At 47.5% G+C, this 22,012-nt stretch carries 20 protein-coding genes, 1 pseudogene and 1 riboswitch; of the genes and pseudogenes, 14 read left to right on the forward strand and 7 right to left on the reverse strand.

Going from position 1 to position 22,012, the window contains the following annotated elements; translation table 11 throughout:
- Positions 1 to 11: 11 nt before the first annotated feature.
- The 5 genes from BACCOPRO_RS08785 to aroQ form a co-directional block, all read right to left on the reverse strand.
- Positions 12 to 1,235: an FtsX-like permease family protein gene (locus BACCOPRO_RS08785; RefSeq protein ID WP_008142889.1), complete on the reverse strand. Its 1,224-nt coding sequence runs from the start codon at positions 1,233 to 1,235 to the stop codon at positions 12 to 14.
- Positions 1,232 to 1,567 (reverse strand): 30S ribosome-binding factor RbfA, encoded by a 336-nt coding sequence (rbfA, locus tag BACCOPRO_RS08790; protein WP_008142890.1) that lies wholly within the window; start codon positions 1,565 to 1,567, stop codon positions 1,232 to 1,234. Before rbfA ends, BACCOPRO_RS08785 begins: the two co-directional genes overlap by 4 nt.
- 24 nt (positions 1,568 to 1,591) lie before the next feature.
- On the reverse strand, positions 1,592 to 2,230 hold the full coding sequence (locus tag BACCOPRO_RS08795) for an O-methyltransferase (RefSeq protein ID WP_008142892.1): 639 nt from the start codon (positions 2,228 to 2,230) through the stop codon (positions 1,592 to 1,594).
- 3 nt (positions 2,231 to 2,233) lie between these two features.
- Positions 2,234 to 3,694, reverse strand: coding sequence for a pyruvate kinase (pyk, locus tag BACCOPRO_RS08800; protein ID WP_008142894.1), 1,461 nt, complete (start codon positions 3,692 to 3,694; stop codon positions 2,234 to 2,236).
- A gap of 100 nt (positions 3,695 to 3,794) precedes the next feature.
- Positions 3,795 to 4,208 (reverse strand): type II 3-dehydroquinate dehydratase, encoded by a 414-nt coding sequence (aroQ, locus tag BACCOPRO_RS08805; RefSeq protein WP_008142895.1) that lies wholly within the window; start codon positions 4,206 to 4,208, stop codon positions 3,795 to 3,797.
- Between the two features lie 63 nt (positions 4,209 to 4,271).
- Here aroQ and xerD point away from each other — a divergent pair, with 63 nt between their 5' ends.
- The 5 genes from xerD (at position 4,272) to BACCOPRO_RS08835 (ending at position 9,481) form a co-directional block, all read left to right on the forward strand.
- The gene (gene xerD, locus BACCOPRO_RS08810; protein ID WP_008142896.1) at positions 4,272 to 5,216 is read left to right on the forward strand and encodes a site-specific tyrosine recombinase XerD; all 945 of its coding nucleotides are present in this window, start codon (positions 4,272 to 4,274) and stop codon (positions 5,214 to 5,216) included.
- 154 nt (positions 5,217 to 5,370) lie between these two features.
- Complete coding sequence (locus BACCOPRO_RS08815) at positions 5,371 to 7,041, forward strand: tetratricopeptide repeat protein (RefSeq protein ID WP_008142897.1); 1,671 nt, start codon at positions 5,371 to 5,373, stop codon at positions 7,039 to 7,041.
- Positions 7,042 to 7,315: 274 nt separating this feature from the next.
- Positions 7,316 to 8,593, forward strand: a complete 1,278-nt coding sequence (locus BACCOPRO_RS08820) for a phage integrase SAM-like domain-containing protein (RefSeq protein ID WP_004293508.1) — start codon at positions 7,316 to 7,318, stop codon at positions 8,591 to 8,593.
- A 178-nt stretch (positions 8,594 to 8,771) separates the two neighbouring features.
- Positions 8,772 to 8,948: a BF3379 family histone-like protein gene (locus tag BACCOPRO_RS08825; protein ID WP_009316604.1), complete on the forward strand. Its 177-nt coding sequence runs from the start codon at positions 8,772 to 8,774 to the stop codon at positions 8,946 to 8,948.
- Positions 8,949 to 9,244: 296 nt separating this feature from the next.
- On the forward strand, positions 9,245 to 9,481 hold the full coding sequence (locus BACCOPRO_RS08835) for a hypothetical protein (protein ID WP_009316603.1): 237 nt from the start codon (positions 9,245 to 9,247) through the stop codon (positions 9,479 to 9,481).
- A gap of 23 nt (positions 9,482 to 9,504) precedes the next feature.
- Here the strand turns inward: BACCOPRO_RS08835 and BACCOPRO_RS08840 are convergent, their stop codons facing one another.
- The gene (locus BACCOPRO_RS08840; protein ID WP_008142902.1) at positions 9,505 to 9,786 is read right to left on the reverse strand and encodes an HU family DNA-binding protein; all 282 of its coding nucleotides are present in this window, start codon (positions 9,784 to 9,786) and stop codon (positions 9,505 to 9,507) included.
- Positions 9,787 to 9,922: 136 nt separating this feature from the next.
- Between BACCOPRO_RS08840 and BACCOPRO_RS18375 the strand changes: the two are divergent.
- Positions 9,923 to 10,240: pseudogene (locus BACCOPRO_RS18375) on the forward strand (DUF5675 family protein); the annotation flags it as partial.
- On the opposite strand, the gene BACCOPRO_RS08850 reads toward BACCOPRO_RS18375, so the two are convergent.
- Positions 10,211 to 11,464: a hypothetical protein gene (locus BACCOPRO_RS08850; RefSeq protein WP_008142907.1), complete on the reverse strand. Its 1,254-nt coding sequence runs from the start codon at positions 11,462 to 11,464 to the stop codon at positions 10,211 to 10,213. The pseudogene BACCOPRO_RS18375 and the gene BACCOPRO_RS08850 overlap by 30 nt on opposite strands.
- Before the next feature lie 89 nt (positions 11,465 to 11,553).
- Positions 11,554 to 11,741, forward strand: a riboswitch (cobalamin riboswitch).
- Positions 11,742 to 11,898: 157 nt separating this feature from the next.
- Between BACCOPRO_RS08850 and BACCOPRO_RS08855 the strand changes: the two genes are divergently transcribed.
- The 8 genes from BACCOPRO_RS08855 to BACCOPRO_RS08890 form a co-directional block, all read left to right on the forward strand.
- Entirely contained in the window at positions 11,899 to 12,858 is a 960-nt protein-coding gene (locus BACCOPRO_RS08855) for a DUF4465 domain-containing protein (protein ID WP_004293580.1), read from the forward strand.
- A gap of 53 nt (positions 12,859 to 12,911) precedes the next feature.
- The gene (locus tag BACCOPRO_RS08860) at positions 12,912 to 14,720 is read left to right on the forward strand and encodes a PKD-like domain-containing protein (protein ID WP_004293581.1); all 1,809 of its coding nucleotides are present in this window, start codon (positions 12,912 to 12,914) and stop codon (positions 14,718 to 14,720) included.
- Between the two features lies 1 nt (position 14,721).
- Positions 14,722 to 16,848: a receptor L domain-containing protein gene (locus tag BACCOPRO_RS08865; RefSeq protein WP_008142913.1), complete on the forward strand. Its 2,127-nt coding sequence runs from the start codon at positions 14,722 to 14,724 to the stop codon at positions 16,846 to 16,848.
- Positions 16,849 to 16,919: 71 nt separating this feature from the next.
- Positions 16,920 to 17,990 (forward strand): glutaminyl-peptide cyclotransferase, encoded by a 1,071-nt coding sequence (locus tag BACCOPRO_RS08870; protein WP_004293583.1) that lies wholly within the window; start codon positions 16,920 to 16,922, stop codon positions 17,988 to 17,990.
- The gene (locus BACCOPRO_RS08875) at positions 17,990 to 18,487 is read left to right on the forward strand and encodes a transposase (RefSeq protein ID WP_004303978.1); all 498 of its coding nucleotides are present in this window, start codon (positions 17,990 to 17,992) and stop codon (positions 18,485 to 18,487) included. The genes BACCOPRO_RS08870 and BACCOPRO_RS08875 overlap by 1 nt, the downstream gene beginning before the upstream one ends.
- The gene (locus BACCOPRO_RS08880) at positions 18,484 to 20,541 is read left to right on the forward strand and encodes a TonB-dependent receptor (RefSeq protein WP_004293585.1); all 2,058 of its coding nucleotides are present in this window, start codon (positions 18,484 to 18,486) and stop codon (positions 20,539 to 20,541) included. Before BACCOPRO_RS08875 ends, BACCOPRO_RS08880 begins: the two co-directional genes overlap by 4 nt.
- A gap of 24 nt (positions 20,542 to 20,565) precedes the next feature.
- Positions 20,566 to 21,705 carry an ABC transporter substrate-binding protein gene (locus BACCOPRO_RS08885; protein WP_004293586.1) on the forward strand — a complete coding sequence of 380 codons (1,140 nt, stop codon included), beginning with the start codon at positions 20,566 to 20,568 and terminating at the stop codon, positions 21,703 to 21,705.
- Positions 21,706 to 22,012 (forward strand): iron chelate uptake ABC transporter family permease subunit (locus BACCOPRO_RS08890; protein WP_008142917.1); only part of this gene is annotated, 307 nt, incomplete at its 3' end.

A 22,012-nucleotide genomic window follows, 5' to 3' on the forward strand; every position in this document is an offset into this window, starting at 1 on the left:
CCGGACGGGTATCAAAGCAAACGGCGGCTGAAGTAACGGACCGGATAACGTACCGAAAGAAAACCTACAACCAGAACGGTAGCCAATACCAGCAATACATCGCTGGCCAGAACACGTACCGGATAGGCATCGACCACAAAACTGCCGGATGCGCCCAGAGAAAGCAGTCCGTAGGTCTGCTGGAGATAGCAGAGGCCGACTCCCAGTACCACGCCTGCAATGGCGCCCAGAAAAACGATCAGACAGCCTTCATACAGGAAGATGCGTTCTATCTGACGGTTGTCTGCTCCCAGATGGCGCAGCGTCTCTACATTCTCACGCTTGTCGATGATCAGCATGATCAGCGAACCGATGACATTGAAACAGGCAATGATCAGAATAAAAGTCAGGAAAAGATAGGAGATCAGCTTTTCTACCCGCATGATGCGATAGGTATCTGCCTGCTGTTCATAACGGTCTTCCACCCGGAAACGGTCGCCCAGATGTTCTTTCAGCTTACGCTTGACCACGCCCGGATCGGCATCCGGCTTCAGTTTCAGACCGACAGAACTGACTTCCGTGGTGTACTGGAACAGGCGACGGGCAAACGACAGGGAGGTCAGAATGTAGGAAGCATCGTATTTTTCCTGATTGACGGCAAAGGTCAGCCCCGTAGAGAAAAGACGTTCGCCGGTAAAGGCCATAGCCGGATTGGCCAGGTTAACTTTGGCACCCCGCTTGGGGGCATAGATCTCAAGAGGATCCAGAAAACGGATTCCCGAACCCAGAACGGAAAGCAACTGGATACCGGGAATGGCATAATCGGCCACTTCATCGTGTAGCAGCAGATCGCCGCGGCCAAACAGAATGCTGTCAATCGGGGTCAGACGGTCGAAATTGTCTTCCACACCCTTGATGACAGCCATAGCCTGACGTCCCTTGTACTGTACCATCGCATTATCTTCGAGGGATTCCGATACAACCTCAATCTCGGGCATGCTGCGCAATGCCTGAATCTTCGGATCCTGTCCGTCGAAAACCTTGCCGGTGACGGGAGTAATCTTCAGTTCGGGATCGAATGCCGTAAAGTAATCTGAAACCAGGCTCTGGAAGCCGTTGAAGACGGAAAGGGTACAAACCAGTGCCAGCGTAGCCAAAGCCACGCCACACACGGATATGCCTGAAATCACATTAATGGCATTGTGTGATTTCTTCGAAAAGAGATATCTCCGGGCTATGTAAAATGAAAAATTCATTTCTTGAGCAGCTCGTCGATATGCGCTGCATAATCGAGCGAATCATCTACAAAGAATTTCAGTTCGGGAATGATACGCAGCTGATGGCGTACACGGTTTCCCAGTTCAAAGCGGATAGCCTTCATGTTCGCATTGATGTTTTTCACGATTTCTTCGCTGCGTTCCGACGGGAACACGCTCAGGTAAACTCGTGCATAACTCATATCCGGACTGATACGTACGATACTCACCGATACGAGAACTCCCGGCATCGCCTTGGTCTGCAACAGGAATATATCGCCCAGTTCCTTCTGGATCAGGCGTGCAATCTTATTTTGTCTGGTAGTTTCCATTCTTACTCTCTGTTCTTAAATTATCTATTTCTTACGGATGATCGTCAGCCCGTCACGCATCGGAAGAATGACCTTCTCTACCCGCGTATCGGCTGCCACCAGATCGTTGAAATGCTTGATGCCGATGGTCTGAGTATCCGTATGATGTGGTTCCTCCAGTACATGACCGTCCCACAGGGTATTGTCGGCAAGGATATATCCTCCGGGGTTCAGCTTCTGGAGAATCATCTCGTAGTACTCCACATAGAAACGCTTGTTTCCGTCCATGAAAGCCAGATCGAACATCACGTCCATCTTCGGCACCATCTCAAGGGCGTCTCCGATGTAGAACCGGATCCGGTCGGCATAAGGAGAATTTTCCAGCCACGGACGTGTGAAGTCTTCCTGCTCATCGTTGATCTCGAAGGTGTGGAGCATCGCTCCGTCTTCCAGCCCTTCTGCCAGACACAGAGCGGAATATCCGCTGTATGTTCCGATCTCAAGGACCTGCTTCGGGCGGATCATCCGCACAAACATTTTCAGCATCCGCCCCTGCAAATGTCCCGAAGCCATGCGGGGACGCAGCAGTTTGACGTGCGTCGCCCGGTACAAGGCTTTCAGATAGTCTCCTTCTTCATCGATATGCTGGAGAATATACTCGTCCAGAGCATCCGTTTCCTTCATGAATTACAGGTAACGGTTACGGTTGGGAAGTACATAATCCATGGCATACTTCAGTACGTCTCCCACCTCGTTGATTTCCAGGAAGGAAGTCTGCGTACCTCTCTTTCCGCCGCTCAGGTAGGCCACCATGTCGGTTTCGCTCAGCACGCCGTCGTCCAGCAGTTTGCGCAGGGCAGCGAAGTAATAAGCCTGTCCGTTGGCTTTTTCCGGCATGAAGATAGCTTCTACACCGTATGACAAAGCCAGATGGCGCATGGTCTTTTCCTTGTAGCATACTGCCAGCACCGGATATTTTCCACGGAAAGCAGCCAGGTTGCGTGCGGTCAGTCCGCTGAAGCTGTCGGTAATAATGGCACGGATCGGCATCAGGTTGGTAGCACGTACAGCCTGCTTGGCAAGGAAGCTGGTTACATCGGTATTCTCCGGAGTCAGAGGAATAGGAATATCGTTTTCTTCCATCTTGTCCTTTTCAGCCTGTGCTGCAATCTTGGCCATTGTCTTCACGGCTTCCACCGGATACTTGCCATAAGCTGTTTCACCGCTCAGCATCAGGGCATCCGTACGGTAATAGATTGCATTGGCAATATCCGTTACTTCAGCACGGGTAGGACGCGGATTGTTGATCATTGTGTGCAGCATCTGGGTAGCAACGATCACCGGCTTTCTGGCCAGGATACATTTCTTGATCAGCTGACGCTGGATACCCGGAATACGTTCCTGAGGCACTTCGATACCCAGGTCACCGCGGGCAACCATCACACCGTCTGCCACTTCCAGGATTTCATCGATGTTGTCCACACCTTCCTGGTTTTCAATCTTGGCAATGATCTTGATGTCGCTGCCATACTGATCCAGGATCTGACGGATGTCAAGCACGTCCTGACGGTTGCGGACGAAAGAGTGTGCAATGAAGTCAATATCCTTTTCGATGGCATAAAGAATGTTGTTGCGGTCTTTATCAGTCAATGAAGGCAAGTTGATGCGTACACCCGGAACATTCACACTCTTGCGGCTTCCCAGGGTAGCGTCGTTCATCACTTCACAGAACAGGGTATCATCGGTCTTTTCTGTTACAGTCAGCGCCAGTTCTCCGTCGTCAATCAGGACAGAAGCGCCCACAGAAAGGTCACGTACAAAGTCAGGATAAGTTACGGCAATGCATTCACGGGTGGTTTCCTGATCGGGTTTACCCACAATGCGTACCTTGTCACCAGTCTTAAAGTCAATCGGTCCTTCCGCACTGGCCGTAGTACGGACTTCCGGTCCTTTGGTATCCATCAGGATGGCAATACGGTTGGAAACTTCGCGTACATTGGCAATCAGCTTTTCAAATCCTTCACGGTTGGCGTGTGCCGTATTCATACGGACTACATTCATACCGGCTTCGAAAAGTTCTCTGATAAAATCCACCTCACAACGCAAATCCGAGATGGACGCAACGATCTTTGTCTTTTTCAACATCATATTATATATAACTAATATTATTCTAAATCTTTCAGCGTCTCTCCTTATATATAAAGGAAATCAGATATATAAAGAGTCTGCCTTATTTCACTCCTTTGGCCTACAACAGAGCTTCTACTGCCAGACGATAGGAATCCAGCCCAAAGCCACAGATAACTCCCAGACACGCACAGGAAATCATCGACTTATGACGGAACTCCTCACGCGCATGCACATTGGATATATGCACTTCAATGACCGGAGCCGGAACAGCCCGGATGGCATCCTGCAAAGCAATGGAAGTATGAGTGTAAGCACCTGCATTCAAAACAATTCCATCCAATGAAAAACCTGCTTCCTGAATCCGGTCAATCAGCAGCCCTTCCACATTCGACTGGAAATAATCAAGTTCCACGTCCGGATACAAGGCTTTCAGCGTGCCTAAATAGTCCTCAAACGAAACCGAACCATAGATGGAAGGCTCCCTTTTACCCAACAGATTGATATTGGGACCATTGATAATCAGTATTCGCATAACCGTAAGTTCTGAACTTTTTGTACCTTTGTTGGAGATTTGGGCACAAATATACAAAAAGAAATGGAAAATCACGCGAAAAATGGAAAGATAATAACAAAGTATAAGCAATACCTCAAGCTGGAAAAGTCATTCTCAAGCAATACGATAGATGCCTATCTGACCGACCTGGACAAGCTGATGGCTTATCTTACGCTGGAGGGGAAGGATTGTCTGGAAGTGACGCTCGACGATCTGGAAACATTCTCTGCCGGTCTGCATGACATCGGGATCAATGCCCGGTCGCAGGCCCGCATCCTGTCCGGCGTACGTGCTTTCTACCGTTTCCTTTTACTGGAGGACTACATACAGCAGGATCCGTGTGAGCTGCTGGAATCTCCGCAGACAGGCCGTCATCTGCCCGACGTTCTGACGGTGGAAGAAATTGACCGGCTGATCGGAAGCATTGACCGCAGCAGCCGGGAAGGACAGCGCAACCGGGCCATTCTGGAAACACTGTACAGCTGCGGACTGCGTGTTTCCGAGCTCTGCAACCTCAAGCTGTCGGATCTTTATCTGAACGAAGGCTTTATCAAGGTGGAGGGGAAAGGGAGCAAACAGCGCCTGGTTCCTATTTCCCCCAAAGCAATCAGCGAACTCAACAACTACTTTCCGAACCGGAACGCCGGACTGATCAAGCCCGGATACGAAGATTTTGTATTCATCAGCCGGTTCGGCAAGAACATTTCCCGCATCATGGTATTCCATATCATCAAGGAACTGGCCGGAATGGCCGGCATCAAAAAGACAATCAGTCCGCATACCTTCCGGCATTCCTTTGCCACACACCTGCTGGAAGGCGGGGCCAACCTGCGGGCAATCCAGTGTATGCTGGGTCATGAAAGCATCGGGACAACGGAAATCTACACCCACATAGACCGCAACCGCCTGCGTCAGGAGATCATCGGACATCATCCCCGTAACTTATTGGAACAAACCCGGAAAACGAAGGATATGACCGGAAAATGAGAAGAAAAAGACTTTTTTTAATCTTTTTTTTAAAAGACGGCTAAAAAAACGATAGAAAAAACTAGTACCTAATAGAGTTTTTCATATCTTTGCCACAAAATATACAAAAATACGAAGTAGAAACAATTAATTTATAAACCTAATAATTAAAATCATGATTAAGAAGTTGTATTTGCCCTTAGTGGCATTGTTGGTCCTTGCTTTCTCTTCATGTAGCAAGATGGGCGAATTGTCTGCTGACTACTTCACAACGAACCCTGAAGTGTTAGAAGCTGTCGGTGGTAAAGTTCCTGTAACCATTACAGGTAAATTCCCGGAAAAATACTTCAAGAAAAACGCAACTGTTGAAGTAACTCCGGTTTTGAGATGGGAAGGCGGCGAAGCTAAAGGTCAGCCGGCTATGTTCCAGGGAGAAAAAGTAGAAGGTAACGACCAGACTATCTCTTACAAGACTGGTGGTACTTATACTATGAAGGCTTCTTTCGACTATGTTCCCGAAATGGCCAAATCTGAACTGTACCTGGATTTCAAAATCCGTAAAGGTAAAAAAGAATACACCATTCCTTCTGTAAAGATCGCTGACGGTGTAATCGCTACTTCTGAACTGCCGACTGTAGGTTCTGCTAACGCAGCTTACGCTCCGGATGCATTCCAGCGTATCATCAAACAGGCTCAGGAAGCTCAGATCATGTTCTTGATCCAGCAGGCTAACCTCCGCGCAAGCGAACTGAAGTCTGAAAACCTGAAAGACTTCCACAAGAAAGTGGTTGCTGTTGCAGGTGACACCAAGAACTACAAACTGGACAACATCGAAATCTCTGCTTACGCTTCTCCTGATGGTGGTGTGAAACTGAACACTACTCTGGCTGAAAACCGTCAGAACAACACTGAAAAGTACATGAACCAGCAGTTGAAGAAAGGTAAGATCGAAACTACTGTAGACACTAAGTACACTGCTCAGGACTGGGAAGGATTCCAGGAACTGGTTTCTAAATCTAACATCCAGGACAAAGACCTGATCTTGCGTGTATTGTCTATGTATCAGGATCCGGAACAGCGCGAATCTGAAATCAAGAACATTTCTTCAGTTTACAAAACTCTGGCTGACGAAATCCTGCCGCAGTTGCGTCGTGCTCGCCTGACTGCAAACTATGAAGTAATCGGCCGTAGCGACGAAGAAATCAACGCTGCATTCGATGCTAAAGAAGATTCTATCAGCGTAGACGAATTGCTGTATGCTGCAACTCTGACTAACGACAACGCTCGTAAGGAAGCTATCTACAAACGTACAATCGAAAAATACCCGAACGACTACCGTGCTTACAACAACCTGGGTATGATGGCTTACATGGCTGGTGACAAGGCTGCTGCTGAAAACTACTTCAAACAGGCTGCAAGCAAGAGCTCAAGCGCTGCTGAAGTTAACACCAACCTCGGTCTGTGCGAATTGGTTAAAGGTAACGTAGCTGAAGCTGAAAACTACCTGAGCAAGTCTACCGGTGCTAACACTGCTAACGAAGCTCTGGGTAACCTGTACATCAAACAGGGTCAGTATGACAAGGCTGTTGCTGCATTCGGCGACACTAAGACTAACTCAGCTGCATTGGCTCAGATCCTGGCTAAGGATTACAACAAGGCAAAGAACACTTTGACTGCTGTTAAGAATCCGGATGCTTACACTGACTACCTGATGGCTATCGTTGGTGCTAGAACTAACAACGCTGATCTGGTTAAATCTAGCCTGGCTAAAGTAGCTCAGAAAGATGCAAATCTGGCTGCTCACGCTAAGATTGACCGTGAATTTGCTAAATATGACATCCAGTAATCATTGAGATACTGATTCTCATTTTGAACAAAGAAATTCAAAAGGGCATGTCATTATGGCACACCCTTTTTTCGGACACAACTTTTGTGATTAGGAAAAATAGTTGATTGATAACGAGTTAGTAAATGACACAAGTACGGATTTATCCGTATAAACATTATTTCGCTAAGGAAACTACTCTTTTCATGTAGGTTTCTATGTAGGTTAATTAATACCAATTGATTCCTACTAATGCGAATTAATAATAAGTCATTAACTAACTCGTTATCAGTCTATGTACACGATTAACATCAGGGGTAAGCAGAACCCGAAAGACACCAAGATGGTCAAGCTGGAGATAATTTTCTTCAAGACCGGTTACGCCCGTGTGCCGAAGGTTATAAACATCACAGGGCTATTAAAAGACTGGGATGTCAAGTCTCAGAGTTTCCGTGTAGGGAGTGCGGAGGCCACTACCAAGAACAAACTGCTTTTCGATTTGCGAACCAAATATCTGCATGTCGCCGATACCTGGGAGATGGAAGGCAGGAACTGGTCGCCCGTCCAGCTATCACATTGCTTCGATGAAATCAAGGCGGCCAAACCCGAGGTCAAAGTAAAGAGTGTCCAGCAGATGATCGATTATCTTGAAGAGACATTCAAAAACAAGAAACGCATCAAGAACGGTCAGATTGTCGACAGCACGACCAATGCTAAACGGTATGTCTATCTCAAGCGTGAACTGCAGGCGTTTACAAAGGAAAAATATGAAAAAGCCTTTTCCTCTTATTTCTTTACGGATATTACAGAAGAGTTTCTTCTTGACTTTGCGTTTTGGCTTAAAGAAAGAGGTATCAGAAATGGCAACAAGGCCGGACTTACACACAAACTAAGGTTGCTCCGTGCCGTATGCAGGCAGGCAGAAAAGAAAGAGATGTACGGGGTGAATATGGATAACTTCCTCTGTCTCGGTGATGATATTAATTGGCCGGAAACCACTTCAAGAGCAGTTCCGGAAACAGTCATAGCTAAAATCGCAAATGTTGACCGTACCTTGTTTACGAAAAAAGAGCAGTTGCATCTTGATTTGTTCCTGTTCAGCTACTATACCGGAGGTATGGCGAATGTCGATGTATGTAACCTGACATGGGATTTGGTCCAGGAAGACCGCATCGTCTATGAACGTATCAAGTTTCCCAAAACAGCCAAACCGGAATTACTCAGTAAAGCAAAAGCCATCATGAATAAATACCGTGGGCAAAGTTATGGAAATTATGTATTTCCTGTTTTTACTCATAAACACACGACCACTTCCAAGAAGACTACACGTGTCAAGCAAATTTCCACACGCCTTTCACAAACCTTGACGAAAGCATGCAAGATGCTGCGCATTAAAGAAAACATCACATGGTATTCCGCCCGTGGCTCTTTCATATCGAAGATGGTAGATGCCGGTAATAATCCGTATGTGGTTGCAGAGATGGCTGGTAACAGCCCATTGACCATCTATAAGCATTACTACAAGAATACAAAGCGGGAAGAAATCAAGCGGCAGATGGAAGAAATGTTCTGACCAGACATATCCATAAAGTTGTAAACACCTTGACAATTTCTCTGATGGATAAATCATACGGTGTAATGGCTGTTAAAAGTCATTGATTACCAATGTGATATTTGCAATATTGACAAAATCGCTCTTATTCTCGATTATTTTCATTACCTTTGTGGTCAATAACTTAAATAGAATTTATATGAAAGAATTGGTTTCAAAAATACAGGAAGTATATGCTACATTCTCCACGGATGCGGCACTTCAGATTGAAAAAGGCAACAAGGCCGCAGGGACCCGTGCCCGTAAGACCTCGTTGGAACTGGAAAAACTGATGAAAGAGTTTCGTAAGCTTTCCTTGGAAGAGTCTAAAAAATAACCTTTACACGTCCGGTCGTTATCACATAATGGCCGGTTCTTCTGCAGATGCGGCATAAAAACCATATTGGCAGAACGACATAATAAAATACGGAAAGCGTTAGCTTTTGTCATGCACCGAAATCTGGTAAATTTCACTTATCCGCAGGACAAACAGTTTTCGCCTATGCTTTTGCGTGGGCTTAACTTGTTTGCGGATAGGTTTACCAGAACCTCGGTGCTACGGGTTATGTCCCACGCTTTTTGGTCTTGGTACATTGAATGCTTGACGGGACTCAAGCCAAATACGGAGATATTATGAACGACATGAATCTGATGGATGAACTTTTGAAAATTCCTGCTGATGCAACTGCCGCCACCGTACAAGGCATAGAAATGCTGCTTATCGATGAAAACAAGGCGGGGGCTTTATTGGAGTCGGATCCTAATGACAACACCATCCACGAATGCCTTTTAAGCAACGGCCGTTTCCTGTTCCAATCGGACAATACCAACCTCGTTGCCCTGTATAAAGTAACAGGAGCATCTGAATAACGCTCCTGTTGCATATAATCACCTTATTTGTCTGATTTCATCCTTCCTGCAAAGGCTTTTGACGGTTTGAATGCCGGGATATTGTGGGCAGGCACTATTATCGTGGTATTCCTGCTTATGTTGCGTGCTGTCTTTTCCGCACGGTGTTTGATGATAAAAGAACCGAAGCCGCGAAGATAAACCTCCTCGCCGTTTATCATGGAAGACTTTACGCTATCCATGAATCCTTCGACAACTTGTAACACGACCTGCTTCTCCAGACCGGTCTGCGTTGCTATTTCCCTGACGATATCCGCTTTTGTCATATTAACTCTTGATTAAATACTGTCAATCCGTTCACAAAGATACATCATTTCCTGAAATATCCTCCTTTTACAAACACATATAATAAACATTAGCCGGCGTCCGTCTCTACTCTTTCGATACAAATAGTATCGAAGTATGAAGCTGACACTCAACCGCAAATTCAAAGGTCAGACCTATACCATAGGCGACCTGTCCATCGACGGCAAATTTTTCTGTAATACCATCGAAGATGCCGTGAGGGAACTTCCGGCAACCTGTCCGGATACTCCTCGCGGCCGTTCCTGTACCTGCAAGGAAAAGGTCTATTCCAAGACCGCCATTCCTGCCGGGACTTATAAAGTTACCCTTCAGTACAGCCCCAAGTACAAGAAAAAAATGCCATATCTGCACGATGTACCTCATTTCCTCGGCATCCTGATCCATTCAGGCAACACCGAGGGAGATTCCGTCGGCCGTGATCTTCGTCAGCTTGGGATAGCCGCTGCCGCCCAAAGCCGTGGTGAGGGAGCCGATAGGTGCCGTCCACAAGGCACTGACCGTCGAGGCGAACGTGACGTTGCCCGAAGCGTCCCACGCGATGTTGCCGCCCGCGACCGCTCCGGCTCCCGAGGCATCCAGCCGCCATTTATAGCCCCGGATACCGTTCGAGCCGAGCGTAATGCTACCTGCGGCAGAGGTGCAGCTCCCCACAGTGTTGTTCTTCGTACCCCGGTAAAGGGAGTCGGCATCCACCGTCCAGCCGCCGATTTTCCCTTTTGTAACGTTCAAGGTCAGAGCTTCGATGTTTCCGGCGGTAATCAAGGAGGCTTTCAACGCCGCCGTGTCGATGCGTGCCGCAGCGATAATCCCCGATGTGATCTGGGAAGCACTGATGGAAATCGTCTTAATCGTATCGGCCGAGAGTGTTCCGGTAAAGACGCCGTCCTTGTCGATGTAGGTCGCACCGACCCAGTTCAGACTCACTCCGCTGCCGAACTCGACCTTGCCTGTCGTGGCGTTATACCTGACATACTGGTCGCCATAACCCAACTGGGCGTTACCGCCGTTATCTACATAGAAGGTTTTGTAGCCATCCCTAAATCCATAGATGCCGTTTACCGCCTCTGCGGCGATCGTTCCCGAGGAGGTCTTCGTATTGAGTGTAAACGAGCCTATGGCTATCCCGGAGACGGTGCCGTCGCTGTTTTTCGTGCCCGCAAAGAGTTTGGGGGTGATGACCGTGTTGCCGTTGATGAGCGTCTTACCCGTATTCCACTCCTTGACCCAGTCGAGCATGTCGGCATCGACCCCGTCCTTGCCCGGGATACCCGCCTTGGCTTTCGACCAGACGAACGACAGATGATAGACAATACCGGAAATTGTCACGGGAATATCTATTGTTCCGTGGTCGGCGAGGGTCGTCGTACCGGCGGTGATAACGTAGGTTAAGGTCTTCGTGCCGTTATTGACGGTAACGGATGAGAATCCCGCCGGCTTACCCACCGCACCGATGGTAAAGGCCGTGAGTTCCTCGTCCCCGCACATCACCCGTACGGTCGAGGTGAGAGTGACGGACGAGAGAATCTTCCCCGTGTCATCCGCGGGGAACACGTATTCACCCAAAGACTGGGTTATGGTATACCCGTCCTTCTGGACATAGATGGTCGCCTGTCCCCGGGCGATGAGAATCTTTGCCATGAAACCTTTTTCTGAAAGTATAGTGCGGAATGATTCCGGCAGGTTGCGGATTTTTTTTCGTGTAAATGATATTATTATAAAATATTTGTATTTTTGTAATTGGAAATGGTTCCGGGCGGTTCGCCGCCACGGATGAAAAGGGAATCCGGTGAGAATCCGGGACAGTACCCGTTGCTGTAAGTCCCCTCAAGGTTGCCGCAACCTGCCACTGGTGTAATGCTGGGAAGGCGCGACGACTGGGACGAGTCAGAAGACCTGCCATGACCGGAAAAGGATTTACACCCGCGGGAGAAAATCGGGTTGCGATCAGATACGGAATGCCGTAGGAGTCATTCTCATATTTGAAGACAAACATAATCCCGTTCGTGTAAACCTGCGCGAACGGGATTTTTTGTGTTTGTTAAAAATATGTTTTATTAAAAAACAAGTAAGCTATGAAAAGAAATTTACGCTTTCTGGCGGGAGCTTTCCTGTTGACGGCAACCGCCCTGTTCACCGGCTGTAATTCAGACGATGACTTTTTGATGAATCCTCAAACTGATTCAGTAACTCCCGAAACCCGAGCCAACTTTAATGATGATGGCACTACAACCATTACATTCGATGACTTCGATGAAACATTCATGGCGGTTTCGCCTAAAGCAGAGAACTACTACACGCTTTATGGATATACTGCAGAGAACCAAATCAGGGAAATATACGATCCCGATTTTGTGTTTGTCTCCGACATGAATACTGTAACCAATTCTTATGGAGCGTATACTGAATTTTCCAGTGGTGCCATTGCGTTGTCGAAATACAATTATCGTTCTGATTCTGCTGCCGGCAAGACTTCTGGAACTAATTGGTGGTATACTTGGGAGAATCAATGTAGTGTCTATAATACAGCATCCACAGATGGGGCCAATACAGGGGCAGGTCACAGCGGTTCCAATTTTGCTGTTGTATACGGCTACTCTGATTTCGGAAATACGGAGTGGATGGCCAAACCTGAATTCTATTTTGACTCCCCTCGCAAATTCAAGGGTTTATGGTATTGTAACACAGCATATACCTATGGTGTGATTATAAATGGTAATCAGTTCGGAACATCGGGTGTTGCAACACCGTTGAGTAATCTGAAAGATTCTGACGGCAACAATATAGGATATTTCCAAGTCAACATCGAATGTTATGACGTAGATGGAAATTTGATCACCACTGTATCGAAATTGTTGGCCGACTACCGATATGATAAACCAACAGTGTCCCCCGTAACTACATGGACATATTGGGATATTAATGTAGCGGATGTGCAAAGTGTAAAATTCAATTTTGAAGGATCTGATGTCGATCCTATATATGGACTCAATACTCCGGCGTATCTTTGTATAGACGACGTTACAATAGAATAACAATTTAATATAGTTTGGCATAGAACTGATTTCAGTTCTATACCTTTTTTATTATGAAGGCTTTCATATTTAGTATTCTTGTACTTTTGTTTTTTATTACAAGCTGTAATAAGAACGATGTAATTACTGAAGAAATAAAACAAGCTCCTATAATTGAACTCGATAGTGAGACTGGCATTTACACTATTAAAGTTGGGCGTGAACTGACAATTGCCCCGACATATAAATATGCGAATAATGCACTTTATGCATGGACAGTAGATGGAAAACTTCTTTCATCTGAATCAATATTGAAGTATACATGGAATCAGGAACAACATCTATATATCAAATTGCGAGTTGATACACCAGAGGGTTATGCGGAAGAAGAGTTAAAAGTAGAAGTATTGGAGTTAACTCCACCTACAATTTCAATCATAATCCCCTCTAAAGGATTAAAAGTGCCTCAAAACACGGATTATATTTTATCTCCAGATATTCAACATGACGATCTTGAAAATTTTAGAATTGAATGGGTACGCGATGGAGAAATCGTCGGAACAGAAAAAGCATATACGTTTCACGAAAAAGAACTCGGTACATATTCGATAACAATCCGGGCATCCAATATAGACGGAGAAACAATCCGTGATTTCGACGTAGAAGTTGTGGAAACAATGCCTTATTCCGTACGGTTTCCGACACCATCCTATACACAAACTTCTACGGATCGTTATACTTTTGCAGGGCGTCCTGTATATTTGCGGCCTTTGCTGGAATATTTCGATTATCCACAGTATCAATGGCAGGTCAATGGAAAAATTATGGAAGCCGCTACCGACAGGGTTTTTAAATTCACGCCGACGACTCCTGGAGAATATTTCGTTGCTGTTACTGTTACAGAAAAAATGCCCAACACACAGCCACTTTCACGTAACATAACACGTAGTAATACTTCAATTACAACGACAGTTAAGGTTATTTGTGAAGAAAAAACGGAACAAGAACGCTATCGGCAAGCGACAGCGACAAGTTCAGGTATTTGGGATAAGGTTTATGAATTCATTCCTGCTCCCGGACAGTTTATTAATGAGTTATCCCAAAATACCGGATTTATAGGAAATGAAACGACGCCCCAACAAGCCATAGAGTATGCAACGAAACGATTGAACAAAAAAGCGCATGTTTCACTGGGATCTTTCGGTGGTTATATCATCATCGGTTTTGACCATAGTATTGCTCCGAGTGGCCGAGAATACGATTTTGCAATACAAGGAAATGCTTTTAACAGTTCGAGCGGTGGCTCAAATGAGCCGGGCATTGTTTGGGTAATGCAAGATATAAATGGCAATGGCCAGCCAGACGATGAATGGTATGAATTAAAAGGATCTGAAACCGGCATCGATGGTACAATACAAGACTACGAAGTAACTTACTATAGACCTGCACCCAGAGCACATACTCCGTGGGTAGATAGTGAAGGTAATTCAGGTTCTGTCGATATGAATGCATACCATGGCCAAGAATATTATTATCCCAATTGGATTAAAGAAGATAGCTATACATTATATGGGACGCGTCTGACTCCTCGCAACAATCAAGATCCCGTTACAGGATATTGGGCGAATAACGCTTATGAGTGGGGGTATGTGGATAATATGGGTTCAGATAATCTGGTAGGAGGAAATGTCATTGATGGTAGCGGTCAGCGCAACGGATTCAAAATAGCCAATGCAATATATCATGACGGGACTCCAGTAAAATTGCAATATATAGACTTTATCAAAGTTCAGTGTGGAGTATTATCGAAAAGTGGTTGGCTTGGAGAGATATCCACAGAAGTATTTTCATTTGAAGACTTATCAATAACTAATAATCAATAATATGAGACAGTTTTGGCTTTTACTATTCATTGCCCCATTTCTTTTTTTATCATGTTCAGAAGATAATCAGACTCCAGAAAGTCCTGCTGATGCCGATGACAATTTTATCACATCAGTCGTGATGACTGTGGCAAGTCAATCCTATACAGCGGAAATAATTGACAATATAATTACCATAACAGTTCCATATACTGTTTCGTTAAATAATGCTCAAGTCGAATTCAAATACACATCCTCGGCAACAATTATTCCCGATCCGGCAAGCATTACTGACTGGGATACGGAACGAACGTTTCGTGTAACCTCTTACAATGGAGAAGCGAATGATTATACATATAAAGTCATTAAAGACGAGATTCGCTATGAAGGGGATGTGGAATTGAAGACAACAGCGGATGTTACGGCTTTCATTGATACGGACGTAACGGTTATCAAAGGTGATTTGATTATCGGGTCGGATGCTGAGGATGCAGAAGAATTGTCGGATATCGCCGCATTAAAAATATTGAAGGAAGTCGAAGGAAACATCATCATTCGGAAAAGTTATGTTGGACAAGATCTTACGGGACTTGATAATATCACTTCAATTGGAGGTTTGCAAATAGGAACTGAAACTGCCTTTGCGACCAACAGTAAATTGCAGATGGTCAGTATGAGATCTTTGCAGCATATTACTGGCGACATCGTTGTCTGCAACAATCAAGTAGCATATGTGCAATTCGACAACCTTGAAACGATTGATGGAAATATAATATTCAGGACTTCATCTCTACAAAGTTTTGAATTCCCTAAATTAACCACTGTCGTAAAGGATTTTGATCTCCAGTGTCTGACAAGTGACGGAGAACCAGGAGGAGAAATCACATCTTTGAGAATTCCTGAATTGACAAAAGTAAACGGTCGCTTAGGGGTTAATAATTTAGGCAAAATGATTTCTTTGGAATTTCCGAAATTACAAGAAGTTGGAAGTGTGGATTTTGCTTCTATACCGATTCCGTTGGAGACCCTTTCATTGCCGGAATTATCGGTAGTAAACGGCGACCTTAATCTCGTTTCCAGTTATATTGCGTCCGATGCTTTTACATCTACGGGAAATAATAAATTACAAGAAATAGATGGACTGTCTAACTTGTCGATTGTTAAAGGCACATTGACAATATCTAAATTCCAAGTCTTGAAAAAATTGCCGGATTGGAGTAAATTAGAACAACTCGGAGGACTGACCTTGCTGCGTTTATTGGAGTGTTCTGATCGAATTTTAGATTTGAGCAAAGTAAATTTTGTACCTTTTGAGGATAACGAACCTTTAATTTCTATTACAGACGGGACTATATTCTCAAAAATTATCACAAAAGAGGATATGTCGCAAGTTAGCATGTTTCTAGCTCCGAGCGGTATTACCGGTTCAAGTGTTGGAATAGATCCAGAATTGAATTTTAAGAGTATTAAGAATTTTAAGTATTCTAGCAATATGACAACAGATCCTGTATTCCAATTTGAACGAGTTTACGGGAATATGGAAATTATAAGAGGTTCAAAAAAAGGCGTTTCAGCCCCTAACTTGGTAAGTGTAGATGGATATTTAAGCATCGAAACTACAATGGCAAACAATATCTCGTTCCCGAAATTGGAAATTGTCGGAGGTCAGTTATGTATTATCGGTAATCTGAACGCTGTTTCTAACTATGATTATGATTTTACGAATTTAAAGTCAGTCGGTTGTTCAAGCAATCCTCAATATATCAAAGAAGGGGTGATTAATAATATTTTATATGGTTCTTTAGATTTTATGGCATCAAATAAAGATTTTACATTTCCGTCATTGGAACATGTCGGGGGTGTTGGTATGACTGTTCGTACCGTAAAAACTATTTCATGCCCCAAATTGCAGGCCATTGATGGAACACTTTGTGCTGCAAATGCAGCATCGCTTACGACTTTCAATATGCCAACTTTAACAAAACTCTCAGGAGTTCGATTTATCCGGTTGACACGGTTTGTTGATTATACGTTCTTCAAATCTTTTGTAGAAGAAGAGCAAATCAAGAAAGAAGACTGGCTTGTAACCAATTGCGGTTATAACCCCACCTACGAGGATATGCAAGCCGGTCGCTATACCCAGCAGTAACACCCATTATTTTACAAGGGAACAGGGTACTGGCCGAAAGACCGGTACTCTTTCCCGTTTATAACAAGCCAATGAAACATCTGATACGACATATCATTCTTCTATGCGGGTTGCCGCTGTTGCTGGCGGGCTGCATGGAGTGGGACTACGGAGATGCGGTGGAAGATTTCAACGCTACCGGAGCCGGGTTGTTCATCACCAACGAGGGCAACTTCCAGTACGGCAATGCCACGTTGTCGTACTACGACCCCGAAACCCAACAGGTGCAGAATGAAGTGTTCTTCCGTGCCAACGGCATGAAGCTGGGCGACGTGGCGCAATCGATGTGCATCCACGACAATAAGGGCTGGGTCGTGGTGAACAATTCCCACGTGATTTTCGCCATCGACCTCAATACGTTCAAAGAGGTGGGCCGTATCACGAACCTGACTTCGCCGCGCTATATCCATTTCCTCAGCGACGAGAAAGCCTATGTCACCCAATTGTGGGACAACCGCATCTTCATCATCAACCCCAAGAAATATGAAATCACCGGTTACATCCAGGTGCCGGACATGACGATGGAAAGCGGCTCCACGGAGCAGATGGTGCAGTATGGCAAATATGTCTATTGCAACTGCTGGTCGTACCAAAACCGCATCATCAAGATCGATACCGAAACGGATCAGGTGGTAGAAGAACTGAAAGTCGGCATCCAGCCCACCTCGCTGGTAATGGACAAGAACCACAAGATGTGGACGATCACCGACGGTGGGTACGAGGGTTCGCCCTACGGCTACGAAGCCCCGTCTCTCTACCGCATCGATGCCGAGACGTTCACCGTAGAGAAGCAGTTCAAGTTCAAGATGGGCGACTGGCCTTCGGAGGTGCAGCTCAACGGTACGGGCGACAAGCTCTACTGGATCAACAAGGACATATGGTCGATGGACGTGGATGCGGAACGTGTTCCCGTGCGCCCGTTCCTCGAATACAGCGGTACGATTTATTACGGCCTGACCGTCGACCCCGTGCGTGGCGATGTCTACGTGGCCGATGCCATCGACTACCAGCAGCAGGGCATTGTCTACCGCTACTCGTCCGAAGGTGAACTGATCGATGAATTCTATGTCGGGATAATCCCCGGCGCATTTTGTTGGAAGTGATGGGCAGGATACGACACCTATACCATCTCATCTTCGTTACCAAAGGACGCAAGATGACGATTCCGACAACGGGAAAAGGATTGATGCTCGAGCGGATGACACGGATTTTTACAGGGAAAGGTTGCCGCGTACATGCCGCCAATGCCTTTCTCAACCACGTGCATGTACTTGTCGAGATTCCGAATTCCGGGGATTTCAGCAAGATCGTGAACAAGGTGAAAGGCGCCACGGGAACGGTATACCAGAAAACCCCGGAATATGCCGACTTCTCCGGTTGGGCTGCCGGATTCGACTCGTTCAGCGTGTCGTTCAGCGACCTTCACCGGCTCAGACGGCACATCGAGGAGCAGCATACAATCCATCAGGAGATCTCGTTCGAGGAAGAATACGGACAACTGCTTGAAGAGAATGGGTTCGACCCGCATCAAACGTCCGTGCCGGCATCCTCCACGGTACATTTTTCCGCGAATACCCACCCTAAAAACGGAATCAAATGATTTATACGAAATACATACTTTTCTCGCTACTGCTCGTCTGTCCGTCCGTATTGTCCGCGCAGGGAATCACACGACGCATCCACCAGATAGACGAGGTCACGGTGTGGGGCAAACGCCCGATGAAAGAAATCGGCGTGCAGAAGACGAAGTTCGACTCGCTCGCACTGAAAGAGAACATTGCCTTATCGATGGCCGACATTCTGACGTTCAATTCGTCCGTGTTCGTCAAGAGTTACGGACGCGCCACGCTCTCCACCGTTGCTTTCCGCGGCACGTCGCCCAGCCACACGCAGGTGACGTGGAACGGCATGCGCATCAACAATCCCATGCTGGGTATGACCGACTTTTCCACCATACCGTCCTACTTCATAGATCAGGCCTCGCTGCTTCATGGCACGTCGTCGGTGAATGAAACGGGCGGCGGACTCGGCGGACTTGTCAAACTCGGTACTACGCCGCAGGTCGGCGAGGGCTTCCATGCCCAATACGTGCAGGGCATCGGGTCGTTCCGCACGTTCGACGAGTTCGCCCGCTTCACCTACGGCAGCGACCGATGGCAGGTCTCGACCCGCGCGGTCTATTCGTCGTCGCCCAACGATTACAAGTACACCAACCACGACAAGAAGATAAATATCTACGACGAGGAGAAGAACATCATCGGACAGTATCATCCCAAGGAACGCAACCGATCGGGTTCGTTCAAGGACCTGCACCTGTTGCAGGAGGTATATTACAACACCCTGAAAGGCGACCGTTTCGGGTTGAACGCATGGTATATCAACTCCAACCGGGAACTGCCGATGCTCACGACCGATTACGGCGATGAGACCGCCTTCGAGAACCGCCAGCGGGAGCAGACGTTTCGTGGTGTCCTGTCATGGGACCATATCAAAGAGAAATGGAAAGTCGGCGTGAAAGGCGGTTATATCCATACGTGGATGGCCTACGACTACCGTCGTGAGGTGGCGCCGGACAACTGGGCCTCCATGACCCGTTCGCGGAGCAAGATAAACACGTTCTACGGACAGGCGGAAGCGGAATACTCGCCCGGCAGGAAATGGTTCTTCACCTCGAACGTATCCGTGTACCAGCATCTCGTGCGCAGCGAAGACAAGAACATCATCCTTCAGGATGGCAACAAAGCCGTCGTCGGATATGACAAGGGGCGTGTCGAGCTCTCCGGTTCTGTATCGGCCAAATGGCAGCCTGTCGAGCCGTTGGGCTTGTCGCTGGTCTTGCGCGAGGAGATGTCGGGCGACAAATGGGCTCCGCTCATCCCGGCATTCTTCATCGACGGACTGATTTCGCGCAAAGGGAACGTGATGGTGAAAGCCTCCGTATCGCGCAACTATCGTTTTCCGACTTTGAACGACCTCTACTTTCTGCCGGGCGGCAACCCCGACCTTAAAAACGAACACGGCTTCAGCTATGACGCCGGAGTGAGTTTCGATGTCGGCAAAAAGGGGGTATATAAACTGGGCGGCAGCGCAAGCTGGTTCGACTCCTACATCGACGACTGGATCATCTGGCTGCCGACGACCAAGGGGTTCTTCTCGCCGCGCAACGTGAAGAAAGTCCATGCCTACGGTGTCGAAGTGAAGGCCAACCTTGCCGTGCAGCCGGCAAAGGACTGGCTGATAGACCTGAACGGTTCCTATTCGTGGACCCCCTCCATCAACGAGGGCGAAAAGATGTCGCCCGCCGACCAGTCGGTGGGAAAACAACTGCCTTACGTGCCGGAGCACTCCGCCTCGCTGACAGGACGGCTGTCATGGCGGACGTGGGCGTTCCTCTACAAGTGGGCTTACTACTCGGAACGTTTCACCATGTCGAGCAACGATTACACGCTGACAGGCCACCTGCCCCGGTATTTCATGAGCAATATCTCACTGGAGAAAATGCTGTCGTTCAAACCGCTGGATGTACAGTTGAAACTTGCCGTCAATAACCTGTTCAACGAGGACTATCTCTCGGTGCTGTCGCGTCCTATGCCCGGCATCAACTTCGAGTTCTTCATCGGCATCACCCCGAAATTCGGGAAAAGCAGAAAATAATGTAAACGTAAATAAGGTAATGATATGAAAGTATTAAAGAATTTGAGCCTGATGGTGCTGCTTGCGCTGGCATTTGCAGGCTGTCGTGGCAAGAGTTCCCAACTTGCCGATTTCAACAAACAGCTTTACGCTCCCGAATATGCCTCGGGATTCAAGATTGAAAGAGCAGACGGCAGACAGAGCGTGCTGGTTTCCGTCATGAATCCGTGGCAGGGCGCGGATAGCGTCACCACCCGGTTGTTCATCTCCCGTAACGGGGAACCCGTTCCCGAGGGTTTCGACGGGCAGGTCCTCGAAGGGGATGCGCAGCGCATCGTGGCGATGTCCTCGACCCATATCGCCATGCTCGACGCCATCGGCGAGACGGCACGTGTGGTCGGCGTTTCGGGACTCGACTATATCTCCAATCCCGACATTCAGGCACGCCGCGACAGCATCGGCGACGTGGGTTACGAGGGAAATATCAATTATGAACTTCTGTTGTCGCTCGACCCTGACCTTGTGCTGCTTTTCGGCGTGAACGGGGCCAGTGCGATGGAGAGCAAACTCAAGGAGCTCGGCATCCCGTTCATGTATGTCGGCGATTATCTCGAAGAATCTCCGCTGGGCAAAGCCGAATGGCTGGTGGCGCTTTCGGAGGTCGTCGGGAAACGCGCGAAGGGCGAAAAGGTATTCGCGGATATTCCGATCCGATACAATGCGCTGAAACAGAAAGTGTCCGGTGCCGTTCTCGATGCCCCGTCGGTCATGCTCAATACGCCCTACGGCGATTCGTGGTTCATGCCCTCGACGGAAAACTATGCCGTGCGGCTGATTACCGACGCCGGAGGCGACTACATCTACAAGAAGAACACGGGCAACTCTTCGACGCCTATCGACTTGGAGGAGGCATACCTGCTCGCTTCGGAGGCCGATATGTGGCTGAACGTCGGCATGGCGAACACACTCGACGAACTGAAAGCCGCCTGCCCGAAGTTCGCCGATACCCGCTGCGTCCGAAACGGCTATGTCTATAACAACAACGCCCGCACCAATGCCGCCGGAGGCAACGACTACTACGAATCGGCCGTCGTGAATCCCGACCTTCTTCTGCGCGACCTCGTGAAGATATTCCACCCCGAGTTGGTCGAAGAAGATTTCGTATACTACAAACAACTGAAATAGATGCGTTCACGCCCCGTCATCCTGTTCACCGCGTTGTCCGTGCTTACGGTCGGCCTCTTCCTGTTGGATTTGGCTGTGGGCGCGGTTCGCATTCCCGTCGGCGACGTATGGGCGGCCCTGACGGGCGGCGACTGCCCGCGGACTACGGCGAAAATCGTACTGAACATACGGCTGATAAAGGCGGTTGTGGCTCTGCTGGCCGGGGCGGCGCTATCGGTCAGCGGCTTGCAGATGCAGACATTGTTCCGCAATCCGCTGGCCGGCCCCTACGTGCTGGGCATCAGCTCGGGTGCAAGCCTCGGCGTGG

The organism is Phocaeicola coprophilus DSM 18228 = JCM 13818, assembly GCF_000157915.1.
Taxonomy (GTDB): domain Bacteria; phylum Bacteroidota; class Bacteroidia; order Bacteroidales; family Bacteroidaceae; genus Phocaeicola; species Phocaeicola coprophilus.